The sequence below is a fragment of the Nocardiopsis coralli genome, assembly GCF_014892575.1.
In the GTDB taxonomy this organism is placed as follows: Bacteria; Actinomycetota; Actinomycetes; order Streptosporangiales; family Streptosporangiaceae; genus Nocardiopsis; species Nocardiopsis coralli.
Genome location: NZ_JADBGI010000030.1, coordinates 25641 through 47669 on the forward strand (window position 1 = coordinate 25641; position 22029 = coordinate 47669).

23 protein-coding genes, 1 tRNA gene and 1 riboswitch are annotated in these 22029 nt (G+C 71.1%); of the genes, 16 read left to right on the forward strand and 8 right to left on the reverse strand.

Translation table 11 applies throughout. The annotated features are described in order from the left end of the window. Positions 1–275 precede the first annotated feature (275 nt). Complete coding sequence (locus tag IDM40_RS24755; RefSeq protein WP_193124470.1) at positions 276–1571, forward strand: serine/threonine-protein kinase; 1296 nt, start codon at positions 276–278, stop codon at positions 1569–1571. 69 nt (positions 1572–1640) lie between these two features. Here IDM40_RS24755 and IDM40_RS24760 read toward each other — a convergent pair. Both IDM40_RS24760 and bcp read right to left on the reverse strand, forming a co-directional pair. After that, positions 1641–1717 (reverse strand) — tRNA-Leu (locus tag IDM40_RS24760). Positions 1718–1809: 92 nt separating this feature from the next. After that, on the reverse strand, positions 1810–2292 hold the full coding sequence (bcp, locus tag IDM40_RS24765; protein ID WP_193124471.1) for a thioredoxin-dependent thiol peroxidase: 483 nt from the start codon (positions 2290–2292) through the stop codon (positions 1810–1812). A gap of 326 nt (positions 2293–2618) precedes the next feature. Here bcp and IDM40_RS24770 point away from each other — a divergent pair, with 326 nt between their 5' ends. Beyond that, complete coding sequence (locus IDM40_RS24770; RefSeq protein ID WP_193124472.1) at positions 2619–3761, forward strand: CDP-alcohol phosphatidyltransferase family protein; 1143 nt, start codon at positions 2619–2621, stop codon at positions 3759–3761. A gap of 14 nt (positions 3762–3775) precedes the next feature. After that, complete coding sequence (locus tag IDM40_RS24775; RefSeq protein ID WP_193124473.1) at positions 3776–4177, forward strand: DUF3618 domain-containing protein; 402 nt, start codon at positions 3776–3778, stop codon at positions 4175–4177. A 135-nt stretch (positions 4178–4312) separates the two neighbouring features. Here IDM40_RS24775 and IDM40_RS24780 read toward each other — a convergent pair whose 3' ends face one another. Continuing rightward, on the reverse strand, positions 4313–5548 hold the full coding sequence (locus IDM40_RS24780) for an alanine racemase (protein ID WP_193124474.1): 1236 nt from the start codon (positions 5546–5548) through the stop codon (positions 4313–4315). 178 nt (positions 5549–5726) lie between these two features. Here IDM40_RS24780 and purU point away from each other — a divergent pair, with 178 nt between their 5' ends. The 9 genes from purU (at position 5727) to IDM40_RS24825 (ending at position 10598) form a co-directional block, all read left to right on the forward strand. Continuing rightward, the gene (gene purU / locus IDM40_RS24785) at positions 5727–6611 is read left to right on the forward strand and encodes a formyltetrahydrofolate deformylase (protein ID WP_193124475.1); all 885 of its coding nucleotides are present in this window, start codon (positions 5727–5729) and stop codon (positions 6609–6611) included. 306 nt (positions 6612–6917) lie between these two features. After that, positions 6918–7121: a CsbD family protein gene (locus IDM40_RS24790; RefSeq protein ID WP_193124476.1), complete on the forward strand. Its 204-nt coding sequence runs from the start codon at positions 6918–6920 to the stop codon at positions 7119–7121. A gap of 73 nt (positions 7122–7194) precedes the next feature. Continuing rightward, complete coding sequence (locus tag IDM40_RS24795; RefSeq protein ID WP_193124477.1) at positions 7195–7656, forward strand: Asp23/Gls24 family envelope stress response protein; 462 nt, start codon at positions 7195–7197, stop codon at positions 7654–7656. 2 nt (positions 7657–7658) lie between these two features. Further along, a complete protein-coding gene (locus IDM40_RS24800) occupies positions 7659–7973 on the forward strand; it encodes a hypothetical protein (protein WP_193124478.1) in 315 nt (104 codons plus the stop codon). Between the two features lie 39 nt (positions 7974–8012). Beyond that, entirely contained in the window at positions 8013–8186 is a 174-nt protein-coding gene (locus tag IDM40_RS24805) for a hypothetical protein (RefSeq protein ID WP_193124479.1), read from the forward strand. 12 nt (positions 8187–8198) lie between these two features. Next, on the forward strand, positions 8199–8576 hold the full coding sequence (locus IDM40_RS24810; RefSeq protein ID WP_216631288.1) for an Asp23/Gls24 family envelope stress response protein: 378 nt from the start codon (positions 8199–8201) through the stop codon (positions 8574–8576). Position 8577: 1 nt separating this feature from the next. Continuing rightward, entirely contained in the window at positions 8578–9186 is a 609-nt protein-coding gene (locus IDM40_RS24815; protein WP_193124481.1) for a DUF6286 domain-containing protein, read from the forward strand. A 2-nt stretch (positions 9187–9188) separates the two neighbouring features. Next, a complete protein-coding gene (gene amaP, locus IDM40_RS24820) occupies positions 9189–9779 on the forward strand; it encodes an alkaline shock response membrane anchor protein AmaP (protein WP_193124482.1) in 591 nt (196 codons plus the stop codon). A gap of 117 nt (positions 9780–9896) precedes the next feature. Then, positions 9897–10598, forward strand: a complete 702-nt coding sequence (locus IDM40_RS24825) for a hypothetical protein (protein WP_193124483.1) — start codon at positions 9897–9899, stop codon at positions 10596–10598. A gap of 24 nt (positions 10599–10622) precedes the next feature. Here the strand turns inward: IDM40_RS24825 and IDM40_RS24830 are convergent, their stop codons facing one another. The 4 genes from IDM40_RS24830 to gcvT form a co-directional block, all read right to left on the reverse strand. Then, positions 10623–12035 carry an L-serine ammonia-lyase gene (locus IDM40_RS24830; RefSeq protein ID WP_193124484.1) on the reverse strand — a complete coding sequence of 471 codons (1413 nt, stop codon included), beginning with the start codon at positions 12033–12035 and terminating at the stop codon, positions 10623–10625. Positions 12036–12167: 132 nt separating this feature from the next. Continuing rightward, on the reverse strand, positions 12168–13436 hold the full coding sequence (locus IDM40_RS24835; RefSeq protein ID WP_193124485.1) for a serine hydroxymethyltransferase: 1269 nt from the start codon (positions 13434–13436) through the stop codon (positions 12168–12170). Between the two features lie 7 nt (positions 13437–13443). Further along, on the reverse strand, positions 13444–13824 hold the full coding sequence (gene gcvH / locus IDM40_RS24840; protein ID WP_193124486.1) for a glycine cleavage system protein GcvH: 381 nt from the start codon (positions 13822–13824) through the stop codon (positions 13444–13446). 60 nt (positions 13825–13884) lie between these two features. Continuing rightward, positions 13885–14997 carry a glycine cleavage system aminomethyltransferase GcvT gene (gene gcvT / locus IDM40_RS24845; protein ID WP_193124487.1) on the reverse strand — a complete coding sequence of 371 codons (1113 nt, stop codon included), beginning with the start codon at positions 14995–14997 and terminating at the stop codon, positions 13885–13887. A gap of 146 nt (positions 14998–15143) precedes the next feature. Next, a riboswitch (glycine riboswitch) is annotated at positions 15144–15245 on the reverse strand. 191 nt (positions 15246–15436) lie between these two features. Here gcvT and IDM40_RS24850 point away from each other — a divergent pair. Next, positions 15437–16339, forward strand: coding sequence for a class D beta-lactamase (locus tag IDM40_RS24850; RefSeq protein WP_193124488.1), 903 nt, complete (start codon positions 15437–15439; stop codon positions 16337–16339). A 22-nt stretch (positions 16340–16361) separates the two neighbouring features. Here IDM40_RS24850 and IDM40_RS24855 read toward each other — a convergent pair whose 3' ends face one another. Beyond that, entirely contained in the window at positions 16362–17387 is a 1026-nt protein-coding gene (locus tag IDM40_RS24855; protein WP_193124489.1) for an Lrp/AsnC family transcriptional regulator, read from the reverse strand. A 174-nt stretch (positions 17388–17561) separates the two neighbouring features. On the opposite strand from IDM40_RS24855, the gene IDM40_RS24860 reads away from it, so the two are divergent. The 3 genes from IDM40_RS24860 to IDM40_RS24870 all read left to right on the forward strand — a co-directional run bounded on the left by IDM40_RS24860 (position 17562) and on the right by IDM40_RS24870 (position 22017). Continuing rightward, on the forward strand, positions 17562–18821 hold the full coding sequence (locus IDM40_RS24860; protein ID WP_193124490.1) for a metal-dependent hydrolase family protein: 1260 nt from the start codon (positions 17562–17564) through the stop codon (positions 18819–18821). Positions 18822–19074: 253 nt separating this feature from the next. Next, positions 19075–20691, forward strand: a complete 1617-nt coding sequence (locus IDM40_RS24865) for an AbgT family transporter (RefSeq protein WP_193124491.1) — start codon at positions 19075–19077, stop codon at positions 20689–20691. 90 nt (positions 20692–20781) lie between these two features. Next, positions 20782–22017 (forward strand): metal-dependent hydrolase family protein, encoded by a 1236-nt coding sequence (locus IDM40_RS24870; RefSeq protein WP_193124492.1) that lies wholly within the window; start codon positions 20782–20784, stop codon positions 22015–22017. Positions 22018–22029: the final 12 nt, after the last annotated feature.

Below are 22029 nucleotides of genomic sequence, written 5' to 3' on the forward strand. Positions count from 1 at the left end.
GTGTCCGAGAGACGGGGCACGTGTATGTGCGCGACCGCTCGCACGTGCCCCGATTCCGCTCCCGTGGCCCGCTGGCCGGGGAGAACGCGGCCCATGGTGACGTAGGTCACAGAATGTCGGCGCCAACCTCGGACATAACGAAAGCGAACCTTTGTGCCGGTCCCCCGGCCACCGTCGGCATGGTCCCCGTGCCCGGCTGGTATAACGATTGATCCGACCACCTTCGCGGTGGCCGGTCACAGCAACGCTCCGCAGGAGGCCACCATGGCCGGTGAATGGACCCGTGGATAACCGTGTCCTCCCTAGACAACCCTCACACCCAGAGGTCAGAGGCGTCAGCCGCCCCCGCACAGCCGGAGGCGGCCATCAGCGCTGATGACACCACGGGCGGGCCCCCCGGCGGCCGACTCCTCAAGGGCCGCTACCAACTCGTCTCCGAGATCGCACGCGGCGGTGTCGGCACGGTCTGGCGCGCCGTCGACCTGGTCATCGACCGCGAGGTCGCCGTCAAAGAGCTGCGTATCCCCGCGGACATGGGGCGCAACGAACGCGAGTCGCTGCTGCGCCGCACCACACGCGAGGCCCGGGTCGCCGGACGGCTGACCCACCCCAGCCTCGTGACCGTGCTCGACGTGGTCGACGAGGACGACCGCCCCTGGATCGTCATGGAGCTCGTCGAGGCCTCCACGCTGGAGGAGCTCGTCGCGCTCGGCGGTCCGCTGCCCTACCAGCGTGTGGCCGAGATCGGCCTGCAGCTCATCGACGCCCTCAAGGTCGCCCATAACGAGGGCATCGTCCACCGCGACGTCAAGCCCGAGAACGTGATGATCAGCGCCGAGGGCCGCGTCGTGCTCACCGACTTCGGGCTGGCCGCCTGGAACGGTGAGTCCGCGCTCAGCTCCTCGGGGCGCATCATCGGCTCCCCGGCCTACATCTCGCCCGAGCGCGCCAAGGCCGGCCCGCTCGGCCCCGAGACCGATCTGTGGTCCCTCGGCGCGACCCTCTACACCGCGGTCCAGGGGCACCCGCCCTACGACCGCAAGGGGTACATCAAGATCCTGCGCCAGGCCGAGCTGGACGAGCCGGCGGAGGCCACCAACGCCGGCCCGCTCGCGCCGGTACTGGCCGGGCTGCTCAAGGTCGACCCGTCCGAGCGCCTGACCGCCGAGAACGCCACGAAGATGCTGCGGATCGCCGCGCTGGCCCCGTGGGCGCCCGAGACCGACGAGCGCACCGCCGAGCACGCCTCCGCCCCGGCCGAGCCGCGGCCCGCGGAGCCGCACGACGGTGACGAGCAGGACGGCGAGCACGAGTCCGCGCGCGAGCAGGCCAAGGAACACTTCAGGGCCGGCGCGCACGTGCTCGCGGAGTCCATCAACGAGCGGCTCCGGCACAGCCCCGAGGCGATGAACTCGATCATGACCTCGATCCGGGAGTCCACCGACACCCTGGGGCTGACCAGTTCGGGCCGGCACGCCGAGCACCAGAGCCGGCTCCCGGTCGTGCTCATGGTCGCCCTCGGGGTGATCCTGCTGCTCGGGCTCGTCCTGTGGGCGCTGCTGGGGCGCTGACCCGGCCCGGGGCCGTCCCGGCCCCGAAAACACGTCAGGCGCGCGAGGGGGCTCGCGCGCCTGTGGCCGTGGTGGGGCCGGCGGGATTCGAACCCGCACTGTACAGCACCTAAAGCTGCCGTCTCCTGCCGTTGGACTACGGCCCCGTCGGCCCAACTGTACCCCCGCACCGGGGGCCCGAGGGCCGCCCGGGGCCCGCTGTACAACGGGTTCCGGGCCGCCGCTCGGGTCCGCTGGGCTACACCCCGAGGTCGCGCTTGAGGCGCTCGACGTGGCCGGTGGCCTTCACGTTGTAGAAGGCCTTCTCGACCTTGCCGTCGGTGCCGACGACGACCGTGGAGCGGATGACGCCCTGGACGACGCGGCCGTAGTTCTTCTTCTCGCCGAAGGCCCCGTAGGCGCTCAGCGTCTCCTTGTCCGGGTCCCCCAGGAGGGTGAAGGTCAGCCCCTCCTTGTCGCGGAACTTCGCGAGCTTGTCGCTGCCGTCGGGGGAGATGCCCAGGACGGTCATCCCCGCCGCGTCGAAGTCGCGCAGGTTGTCGCGGAAGTCGCAGGCCTCGGTCGTGCAACCGGGCGTCATGGCGGCCGGGTAGAAGTAGAGCACGACGCGCTTGCCGGTCTCGGCCAGGACCTGGCTGAGCGTGACGGGCTTGCCGTCGGCGTCGTTCAGCGTGAAGTCCGGGGCCTGGTCGCCGGGCTGGAGGCGGATCGGGTCGCTCACGTGTGGTTCCCCTCTGCTCTGTCCGGGTGGCCTCACCACCCGCGTGTCACGCGCCCAGCCTAGAACCTGCCGCTGACACGGGGACGCCGGGGCGCCCGCGCGCTCACCGGAGGGCCAGGACCGGGTTGCGATTGCGGTTCGGTTCCCTGACCGGGGCGGTGACCGTTCGCGGCATCACCTATCGTTGACCGAACCCGTACTTTCGGTCGACCCGCTCCTGACCCGACGCGGCGGGGTGCGGGACCCGGCCGGGCGGCAGCACGCGTCCGGCGGCGCGTGGCCGCCGGCCGAACACATCCGCTTCGCTTTGGGAGTAGTTGGCGACGATGCCTGGACACACACTCGACGAGGTGAGGGACCGAACCCTCAAGGAGCGCGACTCCTGGTGGACCGTGCACCTCGTGGACCCGCTCGCGGTGCGGATCGTGCGGCTGCTCGCCAACCGGACCAGCGTCACACCGAACCAGGTGACGGTCGCGGCGCTCTTCCTGGGGCTGGGCGCCGCGGTCTGCTTCGCGTTCGGGTACTGGCACTTCCTGCTGCTCGGTGCGCTGCTGTACTACCTCTGTTTCCTCATGGACTGTGTCGACGGCAAGCTCGCCCGGCTCACCGGCACCGAGACGCTGTTCGGTTCCTGGATGGACTACGTCTCCGACCGGTTCCGGGTGTTGGTCTGCGCCGTGGCGCTCATGGGCGGCCAGTACGTCGTGGCCTCGCAACAGGACCCCGGTGCCCCGCCGGTGTGGTTCGTGTGGCTGGCGCTGGCCGTGGTCTTCGTCGACATGCTGCGCTACCTCAACGCGCTGCAGGTCTACAAGGTGCGGCGGGAGATGCGTTCCCACCTGGCCGGCGCCCTGGAGCGTGCCCGCGCCACCCTGTCCATGCTGGAGCCGCCCGAGAGCGAGCGCGGGCGCGAGGCCGAGCAGGAGACCGGCGAGGCCACCGGACGCGGTGACCGCACGATGAGCGACGGTGGCGAGCAGGCGGTGCTGCGGCACGGCATCGGGGTGCTCGAGCAGATCCTGCGCAGCCACAGCGAGCGGGAGAACCGCAACAGCCGCCGGGCCGGGAAGCAGCCCGACCTGACCCTGCCCAAGGTCGACCTCCACCAGGAGTTCCGGGACCGTTTCCCCTGGTACCAGCGGTTCTGGGCGGCGCTCAGCACGCGGCGGGTGCGCACCCACCTGGTCGGCGGCATCGAGTTCCAGATGGCGGTGTTCGTGATCGCGCCCCTGGCCGCGGCCGCGTTCGGTCCGTCAGCGATCGTCTGGATCACCGCCGTGGCGGGTGTTTTGCTGCTCGCGTTCGAGATCGCCATCATCTATAAACTGTGGTTGTCCACGCGGGACTTCTTCCGTGTGGTCGACGGAATCGACGGCGCGCTGAGATTCTCCGGTCCGTCCGACGGCGCGGAGGAAGAAGGCCGGGAGACCGGCTCGGGCCCGGACTCTCAGGCATCCCTGCGCTAGAGAAAGTAGGCAACATGTCGTCAAGCGACACCACCGAACCGCGCCAGACCCCCGCCGAGATCCAGGCGGAGATCGACCGCGAGCAGCGCCAGTTCGCCGAGACGCTGGACGCCCTGGAAGAGGCGGCCCGCCCCGGCAACATCGCCCGCCGCCAGATCGGCAAGGCCAAGGAGCGCGGCTCCCGGCTGGTCGACGAGGCCCGTGCGCTGGTCCTGGGCGGCGGCGCGGTCCGCCTGGACAGCCGTCTGGTCGAGCCGGAGGAGGGCTCCATCGTCGTCAAGGGCGACGAGGAGGTCATCACCACCTACCAGTCGCGCGGCCGGCTTCCCCCCGAGGCGGTCGTCCTCGCGGTCGGCATCGGCACCGTCGTGGCCGTCGGCGTGGTGGCCTGGGCGGTGCGCCGCAAGCGCAAGTGACCCCGGCCCGGGCCCCTACCCGGGCACTGACGGACGACGAGGGCGCCGGATCCCGTAACAGGGTCCGGCGCCCTCGTCGTGTGCGGGGGCGACCTCTCGCGGCCGGTCAGCCGACCCGGCGGGCCCGTCGCCCGGTCAGAGGAAGGTGCGCCCCTCGCCGCGGTAGGTGGGCACCGTGCGCACGCGCGAACCGGTGTCGGTGTCGATGAGGTGCAGGCGGTCGAAGCGTTCGCACAGCTCTCCGGCCTTGGCGTGGCGCATCCACACCCGGTCCCCGACGGCCAGGTCGCGGGCGGCCGCGCCCAGCAGCGGGGTCTGGACCTCCCCGGCGCCCTCGTCCGGTGACAGGGAGAGCCCGGACGGCAGGTGGGGCACGGGTGCGCGGTGCCGGTCGGCGGGGCCGGAGGCCGGGTAACCGCCGCCCAGGGCCGTGACCACGCCCGGTGCGGGTCGGCGCACCACGGGCAGGGCGAAGAGCGCCGCCGGACGGCCGCTGAAGGAGCGGTACTGGTCGAACAGGTGGGGCTGGTACAGGCCCGAACCCGCGGCGAGTTCGGTGACGGCCTTCTCCCGGCCGGTCAGGTGCAGGCTCCCGGTCCCGCCCCCGTTGACGAAGCGCAGGTCGGCGACCTCGCGGACGGCACGGACGACGGCGGCGCGGCGGCGGGCCAGTTCCACGGACGATCTCCGCTGCACCGCCCGGAGTACGCGCGCGTACAGCGGGCGTCCCGGGGGAGCGTCGCCCACCCCGGCGATCTGGGCCTCGTAGGCCATGATGCCGTCGAGCTCCAGCTCGGGCCGGGCCACGACGGCGCGGGCGAGCGCGGCCGCCTGTGCGGGCGTGCGCACGGGGGAGCGGTAACTGCCGATACGCAGGGCACCGCCGAGCGGCTGCCAGCTGGTGTCGATGTCCAGGCACACCCGCAGGGGCGGGACGTCGACGCCCTCGGCGCGGGCCTCGGCGGCAGCGGCGCCGATCAGGTCGAGATGGGCGGTGTCGTCGACCATGAGGGTGACGGCGCGTGCTGCCTCGGGGGAGCGGGCGAGCTCGGCCAGGGCACGGCGGTCTGCGGTGGGGTAGGCGACCAGGACGTCGTCGCTGACGGGGCCGTGCCCGCCGTCGTCGTCGGTGGCCAGCCACAGGGCCTCGGGCAGGGTGAAGGCCATGACGCCCTCGTAGCCGGGCAGGGCGAGCACGGTGCGCAGCAGGTCGCGGCAGCGCACGGACTTGCTGGCCACACGGATGGGCCGGCCGTGTGAGCGTCGGGTCAGGTCTGCGGCGTTGGCGCGGAAGGCGGCCAGGTCCACCGCGGCGAAGGGGGGTTCGAGGTCGCGCGTGGCGCTCTCGTAGCTCTGGCGCGGACGTGTCATGACTTGAGCATGCCAGAACATGAATCTTCTTCACATTCCGGAAGGCCCCGTTCTGCTCCTGCGGCCGTCCGGGTGTGTCCGGTCGAACGCCGCCGACCCCGCCCGTGAGTGTGCGCGGGCCGATACCCTGGGACGTCTTGGCTGTTCAGCCGTCCGACCCCTGGAGTGGTTCTTTTCCATGAGTGAGCGTGAATACGTCCTGACCCTCGCCTGCCCCGACAGCCGGGGCATCGTGGCCGCCGTGGCCAATCTGCTGTCCGAGCACGGGTGCAACATCACCGAGAGCCAGCAGTACGGCGACCACTACACCGGCCGGTTCTTCCTGCGCATGCAGTTCGTCGCCGAGGCGCGCGACGGGGGACCCGCCGACGAGGACACCCTGCGCGGTGCCTTCGCGGCCCTGGCCGGCGACTTCGGGGGTCGGAACGGTTCGATCGTGGAGTGGAACCTGAGCCGGTGCGACGCCCGCCCCAAGGTGATCGTGATGGTCTCCAAGTTCGGGCACTGCCTCAACGACCTGCTCTACCGGCACCGCAGCGGCCTGCTCGACGTCGACATCGTCGCGGTCGTCTCCAACCACCCCGACCTGGAGTTCCTCGCCGACTCCTACGGCGTGGACTTCCACCACCTGCCGATCACGCCGGAGACCAAGCGCGAGCAGGAGACGCGCCTGCTGGAACTGGTGGAGAGCTACGACGTGGACCTGGTGGTCCTGGCCCGCTACATGCAGGTCCTCTCCGAGGAACTGTGCACGAAGATGTCGGGCCGCATCATCAACATCCACCACTCCTTCCTCCCGAGCTTCAAGGGGGCCCGCCCCTACCACCAGGCGCACGCGCGGGGGGTCAAGCTCATCGGCGCGACCGCCCACTACGTCACCGCCGACCTCGACGAGGGCCCCATCATCGAGCAGGAGGTCTCGCGGGTCGACCACACCCACAGCCCTGAGCAGCTCACCGCCATCGGCCGCGATCTGGAGTCGGTCGCGCTCGCCCGCGCGGTGAACTGGCACGCGCAGCGCCGTGTGCTCATGAACGGGGAGAAGACGGTCGTCTTCGACTGAGCGAGGCACCGAGAACGAGAGCAGGACCGGAACCCCGGGTCGACCGGGTTCCGGACATGTTGAGGGGCACCCACGGGTGCCCCTTTCGTTTTCTGGTCGAACGGGGGTTCCCGACGTCTTATTGGGGCAAGGATGGTACTACCGTTACCTCTTTTGACCAGGTAAACCTCTCTGGAAGTGCCTTGTCGGCTACACAGAGTGTGTATATGGTGTGATCTGACCGACCTTTTCCGACCTGCTCCAAGGGTCGGGATCTCGGGTTTCGGTCCACACCCACGGACATGCCGTCCGGGCGAGGGGGAGCTCATGGGCAAGGACTTCGACGACGCCGTCGGCAAGGGCAAGGAGGCCTTCGGCAAGGCCACCGGCGACCGCGGCAAGGAGGCCGAGGGCAAGACCGACCAGGCCAAGGCCGGCGCCAAGGAGAAGGCGGAAGAGGCCAAGGAGAAGGTCGAGGAGGCCGCCGACAACGTGGCCGAGAAGGTCCGCGACGTCTTCAAGAAGCACTGAGTGTTCGGATCCGCATGAGGAACGGGTGACGGGGCCGCAGGTCTCGTCACCGCACACTGTCGAGGGGGAGTCAGTGTCGGACATCAAGACCGAAGGCAAGGTGCCCACCGCCCGCGAGGGCAGCCACAGCAGTCGTGAGGAGGGCGGCCACACCCACATCGCCGACGGGGTCGTCGCCAAGATCGCCGGTATGGCCGCGCGTGAGATCGGCGGGGTCTACGCCATGGGCGGCGGAGCGGCCCGAGCCGTCGGGGCCGTGCGCGACGTCGTGACGCGCGGGACCGACGCCGGATCGTCGCCCTCCAGAGGCGTCTCCGTTGAGGTGGGCGAGCGCCAGGCCGCCGTCGACATCGACCTCGTCGTCGAGTACGGATCCGCGATCCAGGACCTCGCCGCGGCCGTGCGCCGCAACGTGAGCCAGGCCGTCGAACGCATGACCGGCCTCGAGGTCACCGAGATCAACATCAACGTCGACGACATCCATCTTCCGGACGAGGACGAGGACCACTCCGACTCCGGCCCGAGGGTCCAGTAGCCGTGGACAGCGGCGAGACCCCGGAGAGCATCGCCCGGCGCGTCGCCGACGCCGCTCTGGGCCACCCCGACGTCGTGGAACTGTCCGCCGGAGGGTTCTCGACCCTGGCCACACCCGCCCCCGGCGGGCGTGTCCGGGGCGTGGCCGTCAGGCGGGCCGAGATCGAGGTCGGGGTGGTCGTCCGCTACGGCAGGGCGTTGCCGGAGATCGCCGCCGAACTCCGCAGGGAACTCGCCCCGATCGCCGGCGGCCGCGCCGTCCACGTGTCCGTGGAGGACGTCGTCGCCGGCCTCGGCGGTATCCCGTCCGGCGGCTGAGGGGCCGGACAGCAACACTGCAAGCCAAGAGGGGGAGCCATGTGGCCCATCGTCGGACTGGCCTTCGGGACGGTGCTCGGCCTGGCCGGGGCGTTCGGAGGGTTCGCCGCCTTCGCCCTGGTCCTGGTGCTCGGGGTGGTCGGCTTCATCGCCGGGCGCGCCATGGAGGGCGAGATCGACCTCGCCGAGATCTTCACACGGCGTTCGGCCTAGGTGGGTGTCGCCATGGCCCACGTACAGACCGACACCGTGCCCCGCCCGCGGGCGGAGACCGCTGAGACTCCGCACCGCGGGCGGCACGAACGCCCGTCCGCCGGGCACGACCCCGGCGGACGGGTCGACGTCGTTCCGACCGTCATCGAGAAGGCGGCCGCCTGTGCGGCCCGTGAGGTCCCCGGCGTCGGGACGGCCCGCCACCGCGCGGCCCGGGTCCGCGTCAGCGGCCAGGCCGTCCTCCTGAGCCTCCGGATCGGCGTCCGCTACCCCGAACCGGTGCGGGCCACGGCGGCGCTGGTGCGCGAGAGCGTGCGCAGCCGCGTGGAGGACCTGACCGGTTCGCGGGTCCACCACATCGACATCGAGATCGTGGAGATGGTGCGCTGACATGACCACCGTTGAAGAGGCCCTGGGCCGACCCGATCAGAGCGCCGCCGCACGCCGTGCGCGGCGCGTCGCCGTGCACACCTTCCGGCCCCGGCGTTCGTGGCCGGCCGTCATCACCGGGCTCCTCGTCCTGGCGCTCGCGGTGGTCGCGGCCGCCGAGGTCATCGCGGCCCTGGCCGGAACCCCGCTGCGTCTGTTCCCGGTGGGCCCCGCGACGGGCTACGCCGAGACCACGACGTGGTCCGAGCCCTCCGTGCAGATCGCCTCGGCGGTGCTGGCGCTGATCGGACTCCTGCTCATCGTGCTCGCGCTCGCACCCGGTAGTGGACACTGGACCGCGCTGCGCACCGACGACCCGGCCCTGGTGGTCGGCCTGACCCGGTCCGCGCTGCGCCGTGCCGTCGGCGCGGCCGCCCAGGGGGTGAGCGGCGTCGACGGCGCCGACGTGACCGTACGCGGCAACCGGCTGAGGGTCCACGTGCGGACCGGGCTGCGCGACTCCGCGGACCTGCCCGAACGGGTGACCCGGGCGGTCGAGGAGCGGTTGGCCGAGCTCGCCCCCCTGCGCAACATGCGCATCAACACCGACGTGCGGTACACGGAGGGGTGACCATGGCCAGGGACAGATACCGCCGCTCGGCGCGCGGCAACCGGTTGGGGCTGGCCGTGGTCGGAACCGTGCTCCTCCTGGTCGGCCTGGCCGCCCTCGCGGTGGGGCAGGGGTTCTTCGGCGCCGGCCCGGCCGGGCAGACGCTCCTCAACGACGTGGTGCAGGGCGTGCTCGCCCAGCAGTGGGTCCCGTACGTGGCCGTCGCGGTCGCCTTCGTGGCGGCCTTCCTCTCGTTGCGGTGGCTCATGGCGCAGGGCATCCACGACACGGTCGGTCGCCTGTCGCTGGAGAGCGGGGGCGAGGGCCGGGTCCAGGTCGACGAGGGTGTGGTCAGCGACGCCGTCGAGCGCGAGGTCGGGGACTACCCCGGGGTGCGGCGGGCCCGCGTCCACCTGACCGAATCGGTGCACCACCCGCACCTGCGCCTGGCTCTGACGCTCGACGAGGACGCCGACGTCGCCCAGGTCTGGAACCGGGTCCGCGGTGAGGCGCTCGCGAACCTGCGCCGCTCCCTCGGGCTCGAGGAGGTCCCTGCGGTGGTGCGGATGACGATGACCGCGCCGTCCCGCCACGCACGCCGGAGCCTGGCCTGACGCCCGGTTCCGGCCGGAAGTTCTGACCGTTTGCGGTCACGCGGAAGCCGGGACGTCCGAGCGCTGCGGGGTTACTCTGGGTGCACCCCTCAGCGACCGACCCCCACGGACGTATCCATGCATCCTTGCCCTGTCTGCCACGACAAGGACCAGAGCGCGCGGGTCACCGCCCTCGTGCGTTCGGGCACCAGCAACACCTCGGGATCGGGGACCACCCACCACGGCGGGTCCTTCGGTTACTCGGGCGGTAACACGGCCTACTTCAGCGGGTCCACGAGCCACCACTACCACGAGTCCCAGGGTCAGACCGGGCTGGCGCAGGCCCTGACCCTCCAGCTCGAGGGCCGCCCCAGCAGCGCCTGGATCGTCGTCGGCGGCACCGCCCTGATCCTCCTCATCATGATCATGGCCGGCGCGCACGACATGGTGATGCTGGTCCTGCTCGCCGGGACCGCCCTGAGCGTCGCGGTGGCGGCCAAAGACTCCCAGGCCGGGTGCGGGTGCCTGGTGGTGCTCTTCGTCGTCGGCCTGATCTGGGAGATCGCCACGGGCAACGACTCGCAGGCGGTCCTGATCGGCATCCTGTCCGTCGTGACGCCGATCCTGGTGCTGGGCTGTCTCGTCGGCGGTTCCATGGCCTGGTCGAACTACAACGACGGGGAGTCCGACCGACAGCGCCGGTTCCGTGTGTGGTCCGAGCTGTTCTACTGCGGGCGCGACGACCTGGTCTTCCACCCCGAGAGCGGGCAACACGCCCCCGTCGGGGACATGCACGGGCTCATCGACCGGGTTGAACCGCCCGTGGTCGCGGACGACTGAGGGGACGCCCCTCGCCGTCGGGCCTCAGCACTCGATGACGTTCACGGCGAGGCCGCCGCGCGAGGTCTCCTTGTATTTGTCGTGCATGTCCCGGCCGGTGTCGCGCATGACCTTGATGACCTTGTCCAGCGAGACGAAATGGCTGCCGTCGCCGCGGAGCGCGATCCGTGCGGCGCTGATCGCCTTCACCGACGCCAGCGCGTTGCGTTCGATGCACGGGACCTGGACCAGGCCGCCGATGGGGTCGCAGGTCAGCCCGAGGTTGTGCTCCATGGCGATCTCCGCGGCGTTCTCGACCTGGGCCGGGGTACCGCCGAGCACCTCGGCCAGGCCCGCCGCCGCCATCGAGGAGGCCGAACCGACCTCGCCCTGGCAGCCGACCTCGGCGCCCGAGATCGACGCGTTCTGCTTGAACAGGATCCCGATCGCCGCCGCGGTCAGCAGGAACCGGACCGCGCCCTCGTCCCCGGCGCCCGGGCTGAAGTGCAGGTAGTAGTGGAGCACCGCCGGGACGATCCCGGCCGCCCCGTTGGTCGGCGCCGTCACCACGCGGCCGCCCGCGGCGTTCTCCTCGTTGACCGCCAGCGCGTACAGGGTGATCCAGTCGCTGCCGCGCATCGGGTCCGGGTCGGGCGCGGTGGGCGCCATGAGCCCGTCGCCGTCGCACTGCCCGCCGAGCTGGCGGTAGAGGCGGTGGGCGCGGCGGGGCACCTTCAGGCCGCCCGGCAGGCTGCCCTCCGTGGTGACACCGCGCCGCACGCACTGGCGCATGGCGGTCCAGATCTCCAGGAGTTCGTCGTGGATCTGCGCGGGGGTGCGCCCGAACGCCTGCTCGTTGGCGAGCATGACGGAGCTGATGGACTTCCCGGTGTCCGCGCAGATCTCCAGCAGCTCCGCTGCCGTGTCGAACGGGTGGGGGAGCGGGGTGTCGTCGGGTTTGATGCGGTCGGCGCCGGCCGCGCGCTCGTCGACGACAAAACCGCCGCCGACGGAGTAGTAGACCTTCGCGTCGAGCTCGGACCCGTGCTCGTCGAGCGCCACGAACCGCATCCCGTTGGGGTGATCGGGAAGGCTCTCCTTGCGGCGGAAGTCCACGTCCACACCCGGGTCGAAGTCGACCTCGGGGCCCTCGGGACCGCCCAGCAGCACCCGGCGTTCCTCCCGCGTGCGTGCGACGAGGCCGGGCACGGCGTCCACGTCCACGCCCTCGGGGGTGTGTCCCAGCAGGCCCAGCACCACCGCGGTGTCGCTGCCGTGCCCCTTGCCGGTCTGGGCCAGGGACCCGTACAGCTCGGCGCGCACGTGCCGCACCCGCGCGGCGTGCTCCCCGACGGCGACGGACCCCGCGAACGTGCGGGCCGCCCTCATCGGGCCGACGGTGTGCGAACTCGACGGTCCGATCCCGATCGAGAACAGGTCGAAGACGCTGATCGCCATGGCAGGCCTCCTCATCGAGCACCGCGGCGCTGGGGTGTGGGAACCGTGCGGGGCCCGTGGATCCAGGGCCCCGCACGGCGTGGGCGGGTGCGGACCGTGCCCGGGGGCGCCGGCCCGACCCGCCCGGATGCCCTACAGGTTGGGGTAGAGCGGGCGCTTGGCCGTGAGCGCCTGGACGCGGGAGCGCAGGCCCTCGGCGTCGAACTCGGGCTTGAGGGCCTCGGCGATGACGTCGGCGACCTCGGCGAAGTCCTCGTCGTCGAACCCGCGGGTGGCCAGGGCCGGGGTACCGATGCGCAGCCCGGAGGTGACCATCGGCGGACGCGGGTCGTTGGGCACCGCGTTCCGGTTCACGGTGACGCCGACCTCGTGCAGGCGGTCCTCGGCGTCCTGGCCGTTCAGCTCGGAGTTGACCAGGTCGACCAGGACCAGGTGCACGTCGGTGCCACCGGTCAGGACCTTCACGCCGACCTCGGCCATGTCCGGGCGCGTCAGGCGCTCGGCCAGCAGGCGGGCACCGGCGACCGTGCGGCGCTGGCGCTCGGCGAAGGCCTCGCTCGCCGCGACCTTGAAGGAGACGGCCTTGGCGGCGATGACGTGCTCCAGCGGGCCGCCCTGCATACCGGGGAAGACACCGGAGTTCAGCTTCTTGGCCAGGTCGGCCTTGGCCAGGATCATGCCGCCGCGCGGGCCGCCCAGCGTCTTGTGCGTGGTCGTGGTGACCACGTCCGCGTACGGAACCGGGTTGGGGTGCAGACCCGCGGCGACCAGGCCGGCGAAGTGGGCCATGTCGACCATGAGCAGCGCACCGACACTGTCGGCGATCTCGCGGAACCGGGCGAAGTCCAGCTCACGCGGGTAGGCCGACCAGCCGGCCACGATCATCTTCGGCTGGTGCTCCTGGGCGAGCTTGGCGACCTCGTCGTAGTCGACGGTTCCGTCGTCCTCCCGCACGTGGTAGGCCACGGGGTTGAGGATCTTGCCGGAGTAGTTGATCTTCATGCCGTGGGTCAGGTGGCCGCCGTGCGCCAGGTCCAGACCCAGGATCGTGTCGCCCGGGGAGAGCAGCTTGAAGTAGACGGCCGTGTTGGCCTGCGCGCCCGAGTGGGGCTGCACGTTGGCGTACTCGGCGCCGAACAGCTCCTTGGCGCGGTCGATGGCCAGCTGCTCGACGACGTCGACGTTCTCGCAGCCGCCGTAGTAGCGCTTGCCGGGGTAACCCTCGGCGTACTTGTTGGTCAGGACGGTGCCCTGGGCCTCCAGGACCGCCTGGGGGGCGAAGTTCTCCGAGGCGATCATCTCCAGGGTGTCGCGCTGGCGCGCCAGTTCGGCGTCCACGGCCTTGGAGACCTCGGGGTCCAGTTCGCTCAGGGACTGGTCGAGCGTGTTGTCGCTAGCCATGTTCGGCCTACTCCTCGCCTTCGGTCAGCTTCGTGTACTCCTCGGCGGAGAGCAGTCCGGTGGGTTCTTCCGAGACCCGGACCCGGAACAGCCAGCCGTCCCCGAAGGGGGTGGAGTTGATCGCCTCGGGCGTGTCCTCGAGGGACTCGTTGATCTCGACGACCTCACCGCTGACCGGCGAGTAGATGTCGCTGACGGACTTGGTGGACTCCACCTCGCCCGCGGGCTCGCCCGCCGTCACCTCGGTGCCGGCCTCGGGCACCTCGACGAAGACGATGTCGCCGAGGGATTCGGCGGCGAACGCGGTGATGCCGACGGTGGCGATCCCGTCCTTCACGACGACCCACTCGTGTTTGGCGGTGTAACCCAGCTCCTTGGGAACGCTCACTTCAACTCTCCTTGGAGGTGCTCTGAAATCTTCTGCCGTGCCATCTCCGCTGCGACGCAGTCAGGTGTCGCGGCGGTAGAACGGCAGCTCGACCACGTCGACGGCCTCGCCGCGTCCGCGCACGTCCACGGTGAACGCGCCGGTCGCGGTGTCGAGCTCGCCGTCCACGTAGGCCATGGCGATGGGGCGGCCCAGGGTGGGGGAGGGCGCGCCGCTGGTGATCGTCCCGACGGGTTCGCCGTCGCGCAGGACCTGCTGGTCCTTGCGCAGGGGGCGGCGTCCGCGGGAGACCAGTCCGATGAGGCGCCGGGGGCGGGTGGTGCGGGAGGCCTCCTCGAGGGCGTCGCGGCCCACGAAGGTCTCCTTCTCCAGCTTCACGACCCGGCCGAGACCGGCGTCGTAGGGGGTGAGGTCGGGGGAGAGCTCCTGGCCGTACAGGGGCATCCCGGCCTCCAGGCGCAGGGTGTCGCGGGCCGAGAGCCCGGCCGGCACCAGCCCGTGGCCGGCGCCCTGTTCGGTGAGGGCGGCCCAGATCTCCGGGGCCTTCTCCGCCGGCCTGATGAAGATCTCGAACCCGTCCTCGCCGGTGTAACCGGTGCGGGCGAGCAGGACGGGAACGCCGGCGACGGTGTGCTCGTACCCGGCGTAGTAGCGGATCTCGCCGAGGTCGGCGTCGGTGAGGGGCGCAAGGATCTCGGCGGCGCGCGGGCCCTGCACGGCGATGAGGGAGTACTGCGCGGACTCGTCCTCGACCCGGGCGTCGAACCCTTCGGCGCGCTCGGCCATGGCGGCGGCGACCACGTCGGCGTTGGCGGCGTTGGCGACCGCGAGGTACTCGTCCTCGCCGAGGCGGTAGACGATGAGGTCGTCCAGGACCCCGCCGTCGGTTCCGGTGATCATCGTGTACCGGGCACGGCCGACCTTGACCTTGGACAGGAACCCGACGAAGGCGTGGTCCATGACCGCGGCCGCTTCGGGGCCGGTCACACGGATCTCACCCATGTGGGAGAGGTCGAACAGGCCTGCGGCCTCGCGCACCGCCCTGTGCTCGGCGGTCTCACTGTCGTAGCGCAGCGGCATGAGCCAGCCTGCGAAGTCGACCAGGGTCGCGCCCGCGTTCTCGTGCACGTCTTTCAGGGCCGTGGTGCGTGGCTCGGCCGGGGACTCTGGCATGGGCACTCCCGAGAGGATGGGCGTCTGTCGTGCGTGGCGTTGCCATCCTCCCCCTCTGTCATCGGTGCCTGAGAGCTTCACCCGCGCGCGGCGTGGCTTGCACCTTCGGCGAGGGACCGGTTTCGGTCCCTGCTTTCCAGAGTGGTCTCGCCCGTACGGTCCGGTGGCCTGAGAGGTTGTCTGTCGGGGAGGGATTGCTCCTTCGGCGGCCCGAGCTGGTTGCGCGGGCACTCTCCCGTACGGGGTCAGCAACGGGGTTCAGCCTAGCAGCGGCGCCGGATCGACAGAAGGCCGACCACCGTCCGCGCACCGCACGCCCGCGCGCGTGGGGTTTCGGTCGTGCTCACACCTCGGGGCCGACTTGATCCCTCCCCCTCCGGTGTGCGAGAGCGGTTAGCGTGTCCGTTGACAGAGCCCGTCGATGTCGAAGGGGTGGCCTGTGCGAACCGAGACCGGGAGCCGGGGACCGACGCTCGTGCGACGACCCGTCAGGGGCGCGCGCGGAGGGCTGGCGGCCGCAGGGGCCCTCACCGTCATGGCCGGCCTGGCCTGCTCCGCGGACGGCAACGAGCCCAACGAGATGGAGAACTCCGCCGACGTGAGCCAGATGGGCCGCGGCGACGTCCCCACGGAGGAGCGTGACGACCTGGAGGCGGTCTTCGACGAGGCCGGGGTCGAGGGCACCTTCGTGCTGCACGACGTGTACTCCGGGACGTCGACGGTCGTGGGCGCCGACATGGCCCGCGAACGGGTCGTGCCGGGCCCGACCTTCGAACTGGCCAACAGCCTCGTCGCCCTGGAGACCGGTGCGGTCGCCGACGTCGACGAGGAGATCGAGCACGACGGTTCCGGTGGAGCGGTGAGCCTGCGCGAGGCCCTGCCCGACTCCGACGTGGACGTGCAGCGCGAGCTCACCGACCGGGTGGGCGCCGACGCGCTGCACACCTGGGTCGACCGGTTCGACTACGGCAACCGCGCCGTGGACGAGCAGAACGAGGACGAGTACGACTGGCTGGAGGGCCCGCTGGAGATCTCGGCGATGGAGCAGACGGTGTTCCTGGCCGGGCTGGCGCGCGGCGAACTCCCGGTCGCCGCGGAGCACCAGGAGGCCTTGCAGGAGGTCGTGCTGCGCGAGCAGGGCGAGGAGCACGACCTGTACGCGACGGAGGGCTGGAGCGCCGAGGCCGACCCGTCCCCGGGCTGGTGGATCGGCTGGGTCGACAACGGCGAGGGCCTGCACACGTTCGCGCTGCGCCTGGAGGCCGACGAGGACACGCAGATGCAGCAGCGCGAGCCCCTGGGCCGCGACCTCCTCGACCGGCTGGGTGTGCTCCCCGCCTGACCCCCTGGGCGCGTGGACGCGCTCATTCGGAGGCCGGGGCCCCGAGCAGGAACGGCACAGAACGGGCGAAGCGCTGATCGTCGTCCATGACCCCGCCCATGAACTTGAACGTGCGCAGGGTCATGCGGCGGTCGGCGATACGCAGCCCCGGAAGCTCGGCCAGCAGCTCGCGCTCGACCCTGGTCAGGTCCGGGGCGTCGCGCAGCCACAGGATGAACAGCGCGTTCTCCGGGCCGGCGATGGTGGTGCACAACCGCAGCTCGGGGATGCGTTCGCCCAGGTCGTCGGCGCGGTCGAGGATCTCGGGCTCGACCGTGCCCCACAGGGTCGCGGCGCTGGGCAGCCCCATGTGCTGGCGCGAGATGTCGCAGCGCAGCCCGAGCAGCCCTTCCCGCAGCAGCCGGTTGAGGCGCCGCGCGGCCGTGGTCGGCGCGATCCCCAGGTGTTCGGCGATGGTCTGGTAACCCATCCGCGCGTCGAAGCACAGCAGGTCGACGATGCGCTGGTCGAGTTCGGTGACCCGTTCGGAGGCGGCCCCGGCGCGGTCGCGGGGCGCCAGAGCCTGGAGGGCACGGCGCTGGGCGGGGGACAGGGCACGGATCTGCCAGCGGAACGCCTCCCGCGGCACCTGGGTGACCACGTGCACCCGGTAGGAGACCACCTCCGGGATCCCGCCGATGCGTGAGAGCAGGTAGTCGGCCATGCCCGCGCCCGGGACGACGGTGAGCATGAGCTGGTGCGAGCCGGCGACGAACTGGATGCTCAGGGTGTCGGGGTCCTCGGCCAGGATCCCCGCGACGTGCTCGACGGTGCCGTTGCGGCAGCTCAGTTCCAGGTAACCCAGGTTCCGCCGGGCCATGAGCCTACGCCGCGGGAAGGCGGCGATGCGGGCCAGCCCCTCGCTCTCCAACCGGCGCCAGTGGCGGGCCAGGGTCGTGGGGTCCACGTCGAGGATGGGCGCGAGCTCGGCCCAGGTGGCCCTCGGCGCGATCTGCAGGGCGTTGACGAGGCTCAGTTCCAGTTCGTCCGGGATGGTGGATTCCGGCATCTGAAGCCTCCTGTGTGTTGATTCCCGGCGATTTTCAGACCTTATCGCCTACGCCACATAGCTTGCCGCAAGATCCGTTCCACGGCTCTGAGCTGTGGGTTTCGGTGAGATGTCAGCTATGTGCACCCCGTGTTCCGAATCATGGAAAGCGGGGTCGCGGAGAGGGAGTCAGTGATGGTGGATCCGACCCTGGTCGTTCGAGGCGGCACCGTGTTCGACGCGACCGGGTCCGCGCCGATCCACGACGGCGCGGTCGTGGTCCGCGACGGCCGTATCGACTGGGTCGGCCCGGCCGCCGAACTCCCCGAGATCAACGGGCCCCACCGGGAGATCGACGCACACGGCGGGACGATCCTGCCCGGCTTCGTCGACACCCACGTGCACATGGTCATGGCCGGGGACGGGATGAACCCCGCCCAGCTGCTCGACCAGCCCCCGCACTACGGCTACTACACCGCCCTGCCGCGCCTGGCCGCCACCCTGGATGCCGGCGTGACGACCGTGCGGGACCTGGCCGGGCTGGACATGGCCACCCAACAGGCCGTCGACGAAGGGCTCGTCCCCGGGCCGCGGATCGTCACCGCCTACCGGGCCCTGGGGCCCACCGGCGGGCACGGCGACTTCCGCACCTGCTGCGGGTTCGACTCCGGCTCCGTCCTCGGCCCCGACGGCGGCATCTCCCTGCTCACCGACGGTGTCACCGAGGCCCTGCGCAACACCCGCGAGGTCATGCGCAAGGGCGCGGGCGTCATCAAGGTGATGGCGAGCGGTGGCGTGTGGAGCCCCCGCGACACCCCCTGGCACGACGGCCTCAACGTCGAGGAGATGGGGGTGGTCGTCCGCGAGGCAGCCTCACACGGTGTGCCCGTGGCCGCCCACGCCCAGAGTGCCCGCAGTATCCACAACGCCCTCACCGCGGGCGTGACCAGCGTCGAACACGGATACGAGATCGACGAACGCGGCATCGAGCTCATGCTCGAGTCCGGCGCCTATCTCGTCCCGACGCTGTCGACCGCCACCACCCCGCCCGACCCCGAGCGGTCGGCCGACTACGCGGTGGCCAAGAAGCTCAGGCTCCAGGAGCACCTGAGCGAGAACATCACCGCTGCACTGCGTGCCGGGGTCAACGTCGCCCTCGGTACCGATTCCGGCATCTGCGCCCACGGGCGCAACCTGCGCGAGCTCTCCCTGCTCGTCGACCACGGGCTCTCACCCGAGCGCGCGGTCCTGGCCGGAACCCGTGACGCCGCCGCCCTCCTCGGGCTCTCCGACCAGATCGGGACCCTGGAACGCGGCAAGCGGGCCGACGTCGTGGTCTGCTCCGGCGACCCGCTGAGCGACGTCACCACCCTCGGCGACCCCGCACGTGTCACCGCCGTCGTCAAGGACGGCGCGGTGCACAAGGACACCGGCCCCGCGCCAGCGGACGCCTGAGGGCCGACGACCCGCGCGCGGGGCCCGGCCGACCGGCCGGGCCTTGCGCGTCCCGCCCCTGTTACCCCCCCTTGGGCCTGCTTGGCGGACACCGATTACCTGCTGCGCGACGCCCCAGCGGCACTCTCACAGCGTTCTCATCAGTCAACGGCACACCCGGCCGACTCCTTCTTCGGCCTTGTGAGAGCACCACTGGATGCGCCGCTCGCGACGGAAGGCGTCCACCCAAACAGGCCCTGACTCCAGGAGACCCATGAGTACACGCAAGCCCGAGCGGCGCACCAAGAACGCCGCAGGTGAGGCCCGCCCCGGGTTCTTCGCCCGCATGCTCGACACCATCGAGCGAGTCGGCAACAAGATCCCCGACCCCTTCGTCCTGTTCCTGTTGCTCTTCGCCCTCGTGGCCGTGGTCTCCACGATCATGTCCGCGACGGGCGCGACCTACGAGATCCCCGGGGACGACTCCGGACCCCACGAGATCAACGGGTTCTTCACGGCCGAGGGCCTGACCTGGTTGACGACCAACGTCGTCGACAACTTCATCGGCTTCCCGCCGCTCGGGGTGGTGCTCACCATCCTGCTCGGTGTCGGCCTCGCCCAGCGCACCGGCCTGCTCAACACCCTGGTGCGCAAGGCCTTCGCCAGCGCGCCCCAGTGGCTGCTGCCCTACGTCACGGCGTTCGTCGCCGTCTCCGGCAGCATCATGAGCGACGCCGCGATGGTGGTGATCCCGCCGCTGGCCGCGATGGTCTTCAAGGCCGCCGGACGCCACCCCGTGGCCGGTCTGCTCGGTGCGTTCGCCGCCGCCATGGCCGCGTTCAGTTGCAGCCCGTTTATCACCAGCACCGACGCGCTGCTGTCGGGCATCTCCAACACCGCCATGCAGTCGGTGGGGCACCTGGACCCGACCCACGTCAGCCCGGTCTCCAACCACTTCCTGACGTTCTCGATCGCGATCGTGCTCAGCCTGGTCTCCGGTCTGCTCATCGACAAGGTCCTGGAGCCCACCGTCGAGCGCGCCAAGGCCGGCCGCGACAAGGTCGAGGAGGACGAGTCCGCCTCCGCCTCGAACGAGGACCGCCCCGACCTCAAGCTGGACCCGGTCCTGACCGCGAGTGAGAAGACCGGCCTGCGCTGGTCCGGCCTCGCACTCGTGTTCACCGTCGCCGCGGTGCTCGCCGTGACGCTGCCGCCCGGTGCGCCCATGCGCAACGAGGACGGTGCGTTCCTTCCCGAGTCGCCGCTGCTCAGCTCGGTCGTGTTCCTGGTCTTCCTCACCCTGGCCGTGCCCGCCGTCGCCTACGGTCTCAGCACCCGGGCGATCCGCAGCGGCGCCGACCTGACCCGGATGATGGGCCACACCGTCAAGGAGATGTCGGGCTTCATCGTCCTGGCCTTCGTCATGGCGCAGTTCCTGGAGCTCTTCGACTGGACCGGCGTCTCGACCTGGATCGCGATCAAGGGCGCCGAGGCGCTGGAGGCCACCGGTATGACCGGGTTCGGCGCCATCGTCTGCTTCATCGTCCTGGCGTTCCTGATCAACTTCTTCATCATCTCCGGGTCGGCGCAGTGGGCCCTGTTCGCGGCGGTCTTCGTGCCGATGTTCGCGCTGATCGGTTTCGAGCCCGGTTTCGTGCAGGCCGCCTACCGCATCGGCGACTCCACCTCGAGTGTGCTCTCGCCGCTGAACCCGTACGTGGTGATCGTGCTCGGGTTCCTGAAGGCCTACGAGCCCAAGGCCGGCATCGGGACCGTCATCGCCCGCTGCCTGCCCTTCTCCGCGGTCTTCTTCGTCCTGTGGGTGAGCGTGCTCGCCATCTTCTACTTCGGCGGACTGCCGATCGGACCGGGCATGTACCCGCACCTCTGATCACCCGCCGCGACCGCGGGCCGGGCCTGACACGGGCCCGGCCCGCCCCCTGTCCCTACACCGACAACCCACCATCACGAGGAGCTGTCCATGACCGCCACCAGGACCCTGTACCGGGACCTCACCCTCATCGACGGGACCGGGGCCGCGCCCGTCACCGACGCGGTGGTCGTGGTCGAGGGCGACACCATCGCCTACGCCGGCCCGCGCGCGCAGGCCCCGGAGAGCCGGCCCGGCGACCGGGAGGCGACGCTCGGGGGACGCACGGTGCTGCCCGGGTTCATCGACACCCACGTGCACATCGGGTTCGAGAGCGGCAAGGACCTGGCGACCAACAACGCGTCGGTCTCGCGCAGCCTGCACGCGTTCGAGGCCGGCGACCGGATGCGGCGCACGCTGGAGGGCGGTGTGACGTCGGTGCGCGACCTGGGCGGTGCGGACACCGGGTTCCGGACCGCGCAGGAACGCGGCCTGGTGCGCGGCCCGCGTATGAACATGGCGCTGCGCCTGATGAGCCACACCGGTGGGCACGCGGACTTCACCCTGCCGTCCGGGCAGAACCCGCACGACTGCAACCACACCGCAGCGGAGATCGCCGACTCCGTGCAGGAGGCCGTGGTCGCCACCCGCCGGCTGGTGCGCGACGGCGCCGACGTCATCAAGGTCTGCGCGACCGGTGGCCTGTCGAGCCCCTCGGACGGGCCGACCGACGAGGGGATCACGGAGGAGGAGATCGCCGCGATCGTCGCCGAGACCGCCAAACACGGCGGGCGTCCGGTCGCCGCGCACGCCCAGGGCGCCGCGGGGATCCGGAACGCCGTGCGCGGCGGGGTGGCCAGCATCGAGCACGGCTACCTCATCGACGACGAGGGCATCGACCTGATGCTGGAGCACGGGACCTTCCTCGTCCCGACCCTCACCACGTTCGACTTCGAGGACCGCGTCCACCTCATGACGCAGAAGGCGATCGACACCAAGCGCGCCCTGGCCGAGGAGACCTACCGCCGGGTCTCGCACGCCGTCGCACGCGGGGTGCGCGTGGCGCTGGGCACCGACGCGGGGATCTCCGAGCACGGCCGGAACCTGCGCGAGCTGGCCCAGCTGGTGTCGGTGGGGCTGTCCCCGATGGAGGCGATCGTGGCCGGGACCCGGGACGCGGCGGAGCTGATCGGCGCCGCCGACCGGGTCGGCACGGTGGAGGCCGGCAAGCTCGCCGACCTGGTCGTGTGCGGCGGCGACCCGCTCACCGACGTGTCGCTGCTGGGCGATCCGGCCAACGTCGAGCTCGTGCTGCAGGGCGGGGAGACGGTCAAGGACACCCGCTGAGTCGGGAGGACC

Bases quoted from the DNA above. Each gene is read 5' to 3' on its own strand.
- IDM40_RS24870 (WP_193124492.1), top strand. From the start codon at position 20,782: ATGACCGCCACCAGGACCCTGTACCGGGACCTCACCCTCATCGACGGG.
- IDM40_RS24835 (WP_193124485.1), bottom strand. From the start codon at position 13,436: ATGGCTAGCGACAACACGCTCGACCAGTCCCTGAGCGAACTGGACCCC.
- IDM40_RS24810 (WP_216631288.1), top strand. From the start codon at position 8,199: ATGGCCCACGTACAGACCGACACCGTGCCCCGCCCGCGGGCGGAGACC.
- IDM40_RS24825 (WP_193124483.1), top strand. From the start codon at position 9,897: ATGCATCCTTGCCCTGTCTGCCACGACAAGGACCAGAGCGCGCGGGTC.
- IDM40_RS24805 (WP_193124479.1), top strand. From the start codon at position 8,013: ATGTGGCCCATCGTCGGACTGGCCTTCGGGACGGTGCTCGGCCTGGCC.
- IDM40_RS24790 (WP_193124476.1), top strand. From the start codon at position 6,918: ATGGGCAAGGACTTCGACGACGCCGTCGGCAAGGGCAAGGAGGCCTTC.
- gcvT (WP_193124487.1), bottom strand. From the start codon at position 14,997: ATGCCAGAGTCCCCGGCCGAGCCACGCACCACGGCCCTGAAAGACGTG.
- IDM40_RS24865 (WP_193124491.1), top strand. From the start codon at position 19,075: ATGAGTACACGCAAGCCCGAGCGGCGCACCAAGAACGCCGCAGGTGAG.
- IDM40_RS24780 (WP_193124474.1), bottom strand. From the start codon at position 5,548: ATGACACGTCCGCGCCAGAGCTACGAGAGCGCCACGCGCGACCTCGAA.
- IDM40_RS24860 (WP_193124490.1), top strand. From the start codon at position 17,562: ATGGTGGATCCGACCCTGGTCGTTCGAGGCGGCACCGTGTTCGACGCG.
- IDM40_RS24770 (WP_193124472.1), top strand. From the start codon at position 2,619: ATGCCTGGACACACACTCGACGAGGTGAGGGACCGAACCCTCAAGGAG.
- IDM40_RS24855 (WP_193124489.1), bottom strand. From the start codon at position 17,387: ATGCCGGAATCCACCATCCCGGACGAACTGGAACTGAGCCTCGTCAAC.
- IDM40_RS24815 (WP_193124481.1), top strand. From the start codon at position 8,578: ATGACCACCGTTGAAGAGGCCCTGGGCCGACCCGATCAGAGCGCCGCC.
- IDM40_RS24775 (WP_193124473.1), top strand. From the start codon at position 3,776: ATGTCGTCAAGCGACACCACCGAACCGCGCCAGACCCCCGCCGAGATC.
- IDM40_RS24755 (WP_193124470.1), top strand. From the start codon at position 276: ATGGACCCGTGGATAACCGTGTCCTCCCTAGACAACCCTCACACCCAG.
- amaP (WP_193124482.1), top strand. From the start codon at position 9,189: ATGGCCAGGGACAGATACCGCCGCTCGGCGCGCGGCAACCGGTTGGGG.
- purU (WP_193124475.1), top strand. From the start codon at position 5,727: ATGAGTGAGCGTGAATACGTCCTGACCCTCGCCTGCCCCGACAGCCGG.
- IDM40_RS24830 (WP_193124484.1), bottom strand. From the start codon at position 12,035: ATGGCGATCAGCGTCTTCGACCTGTTCTCGATCGGGATCGGACCGTCG.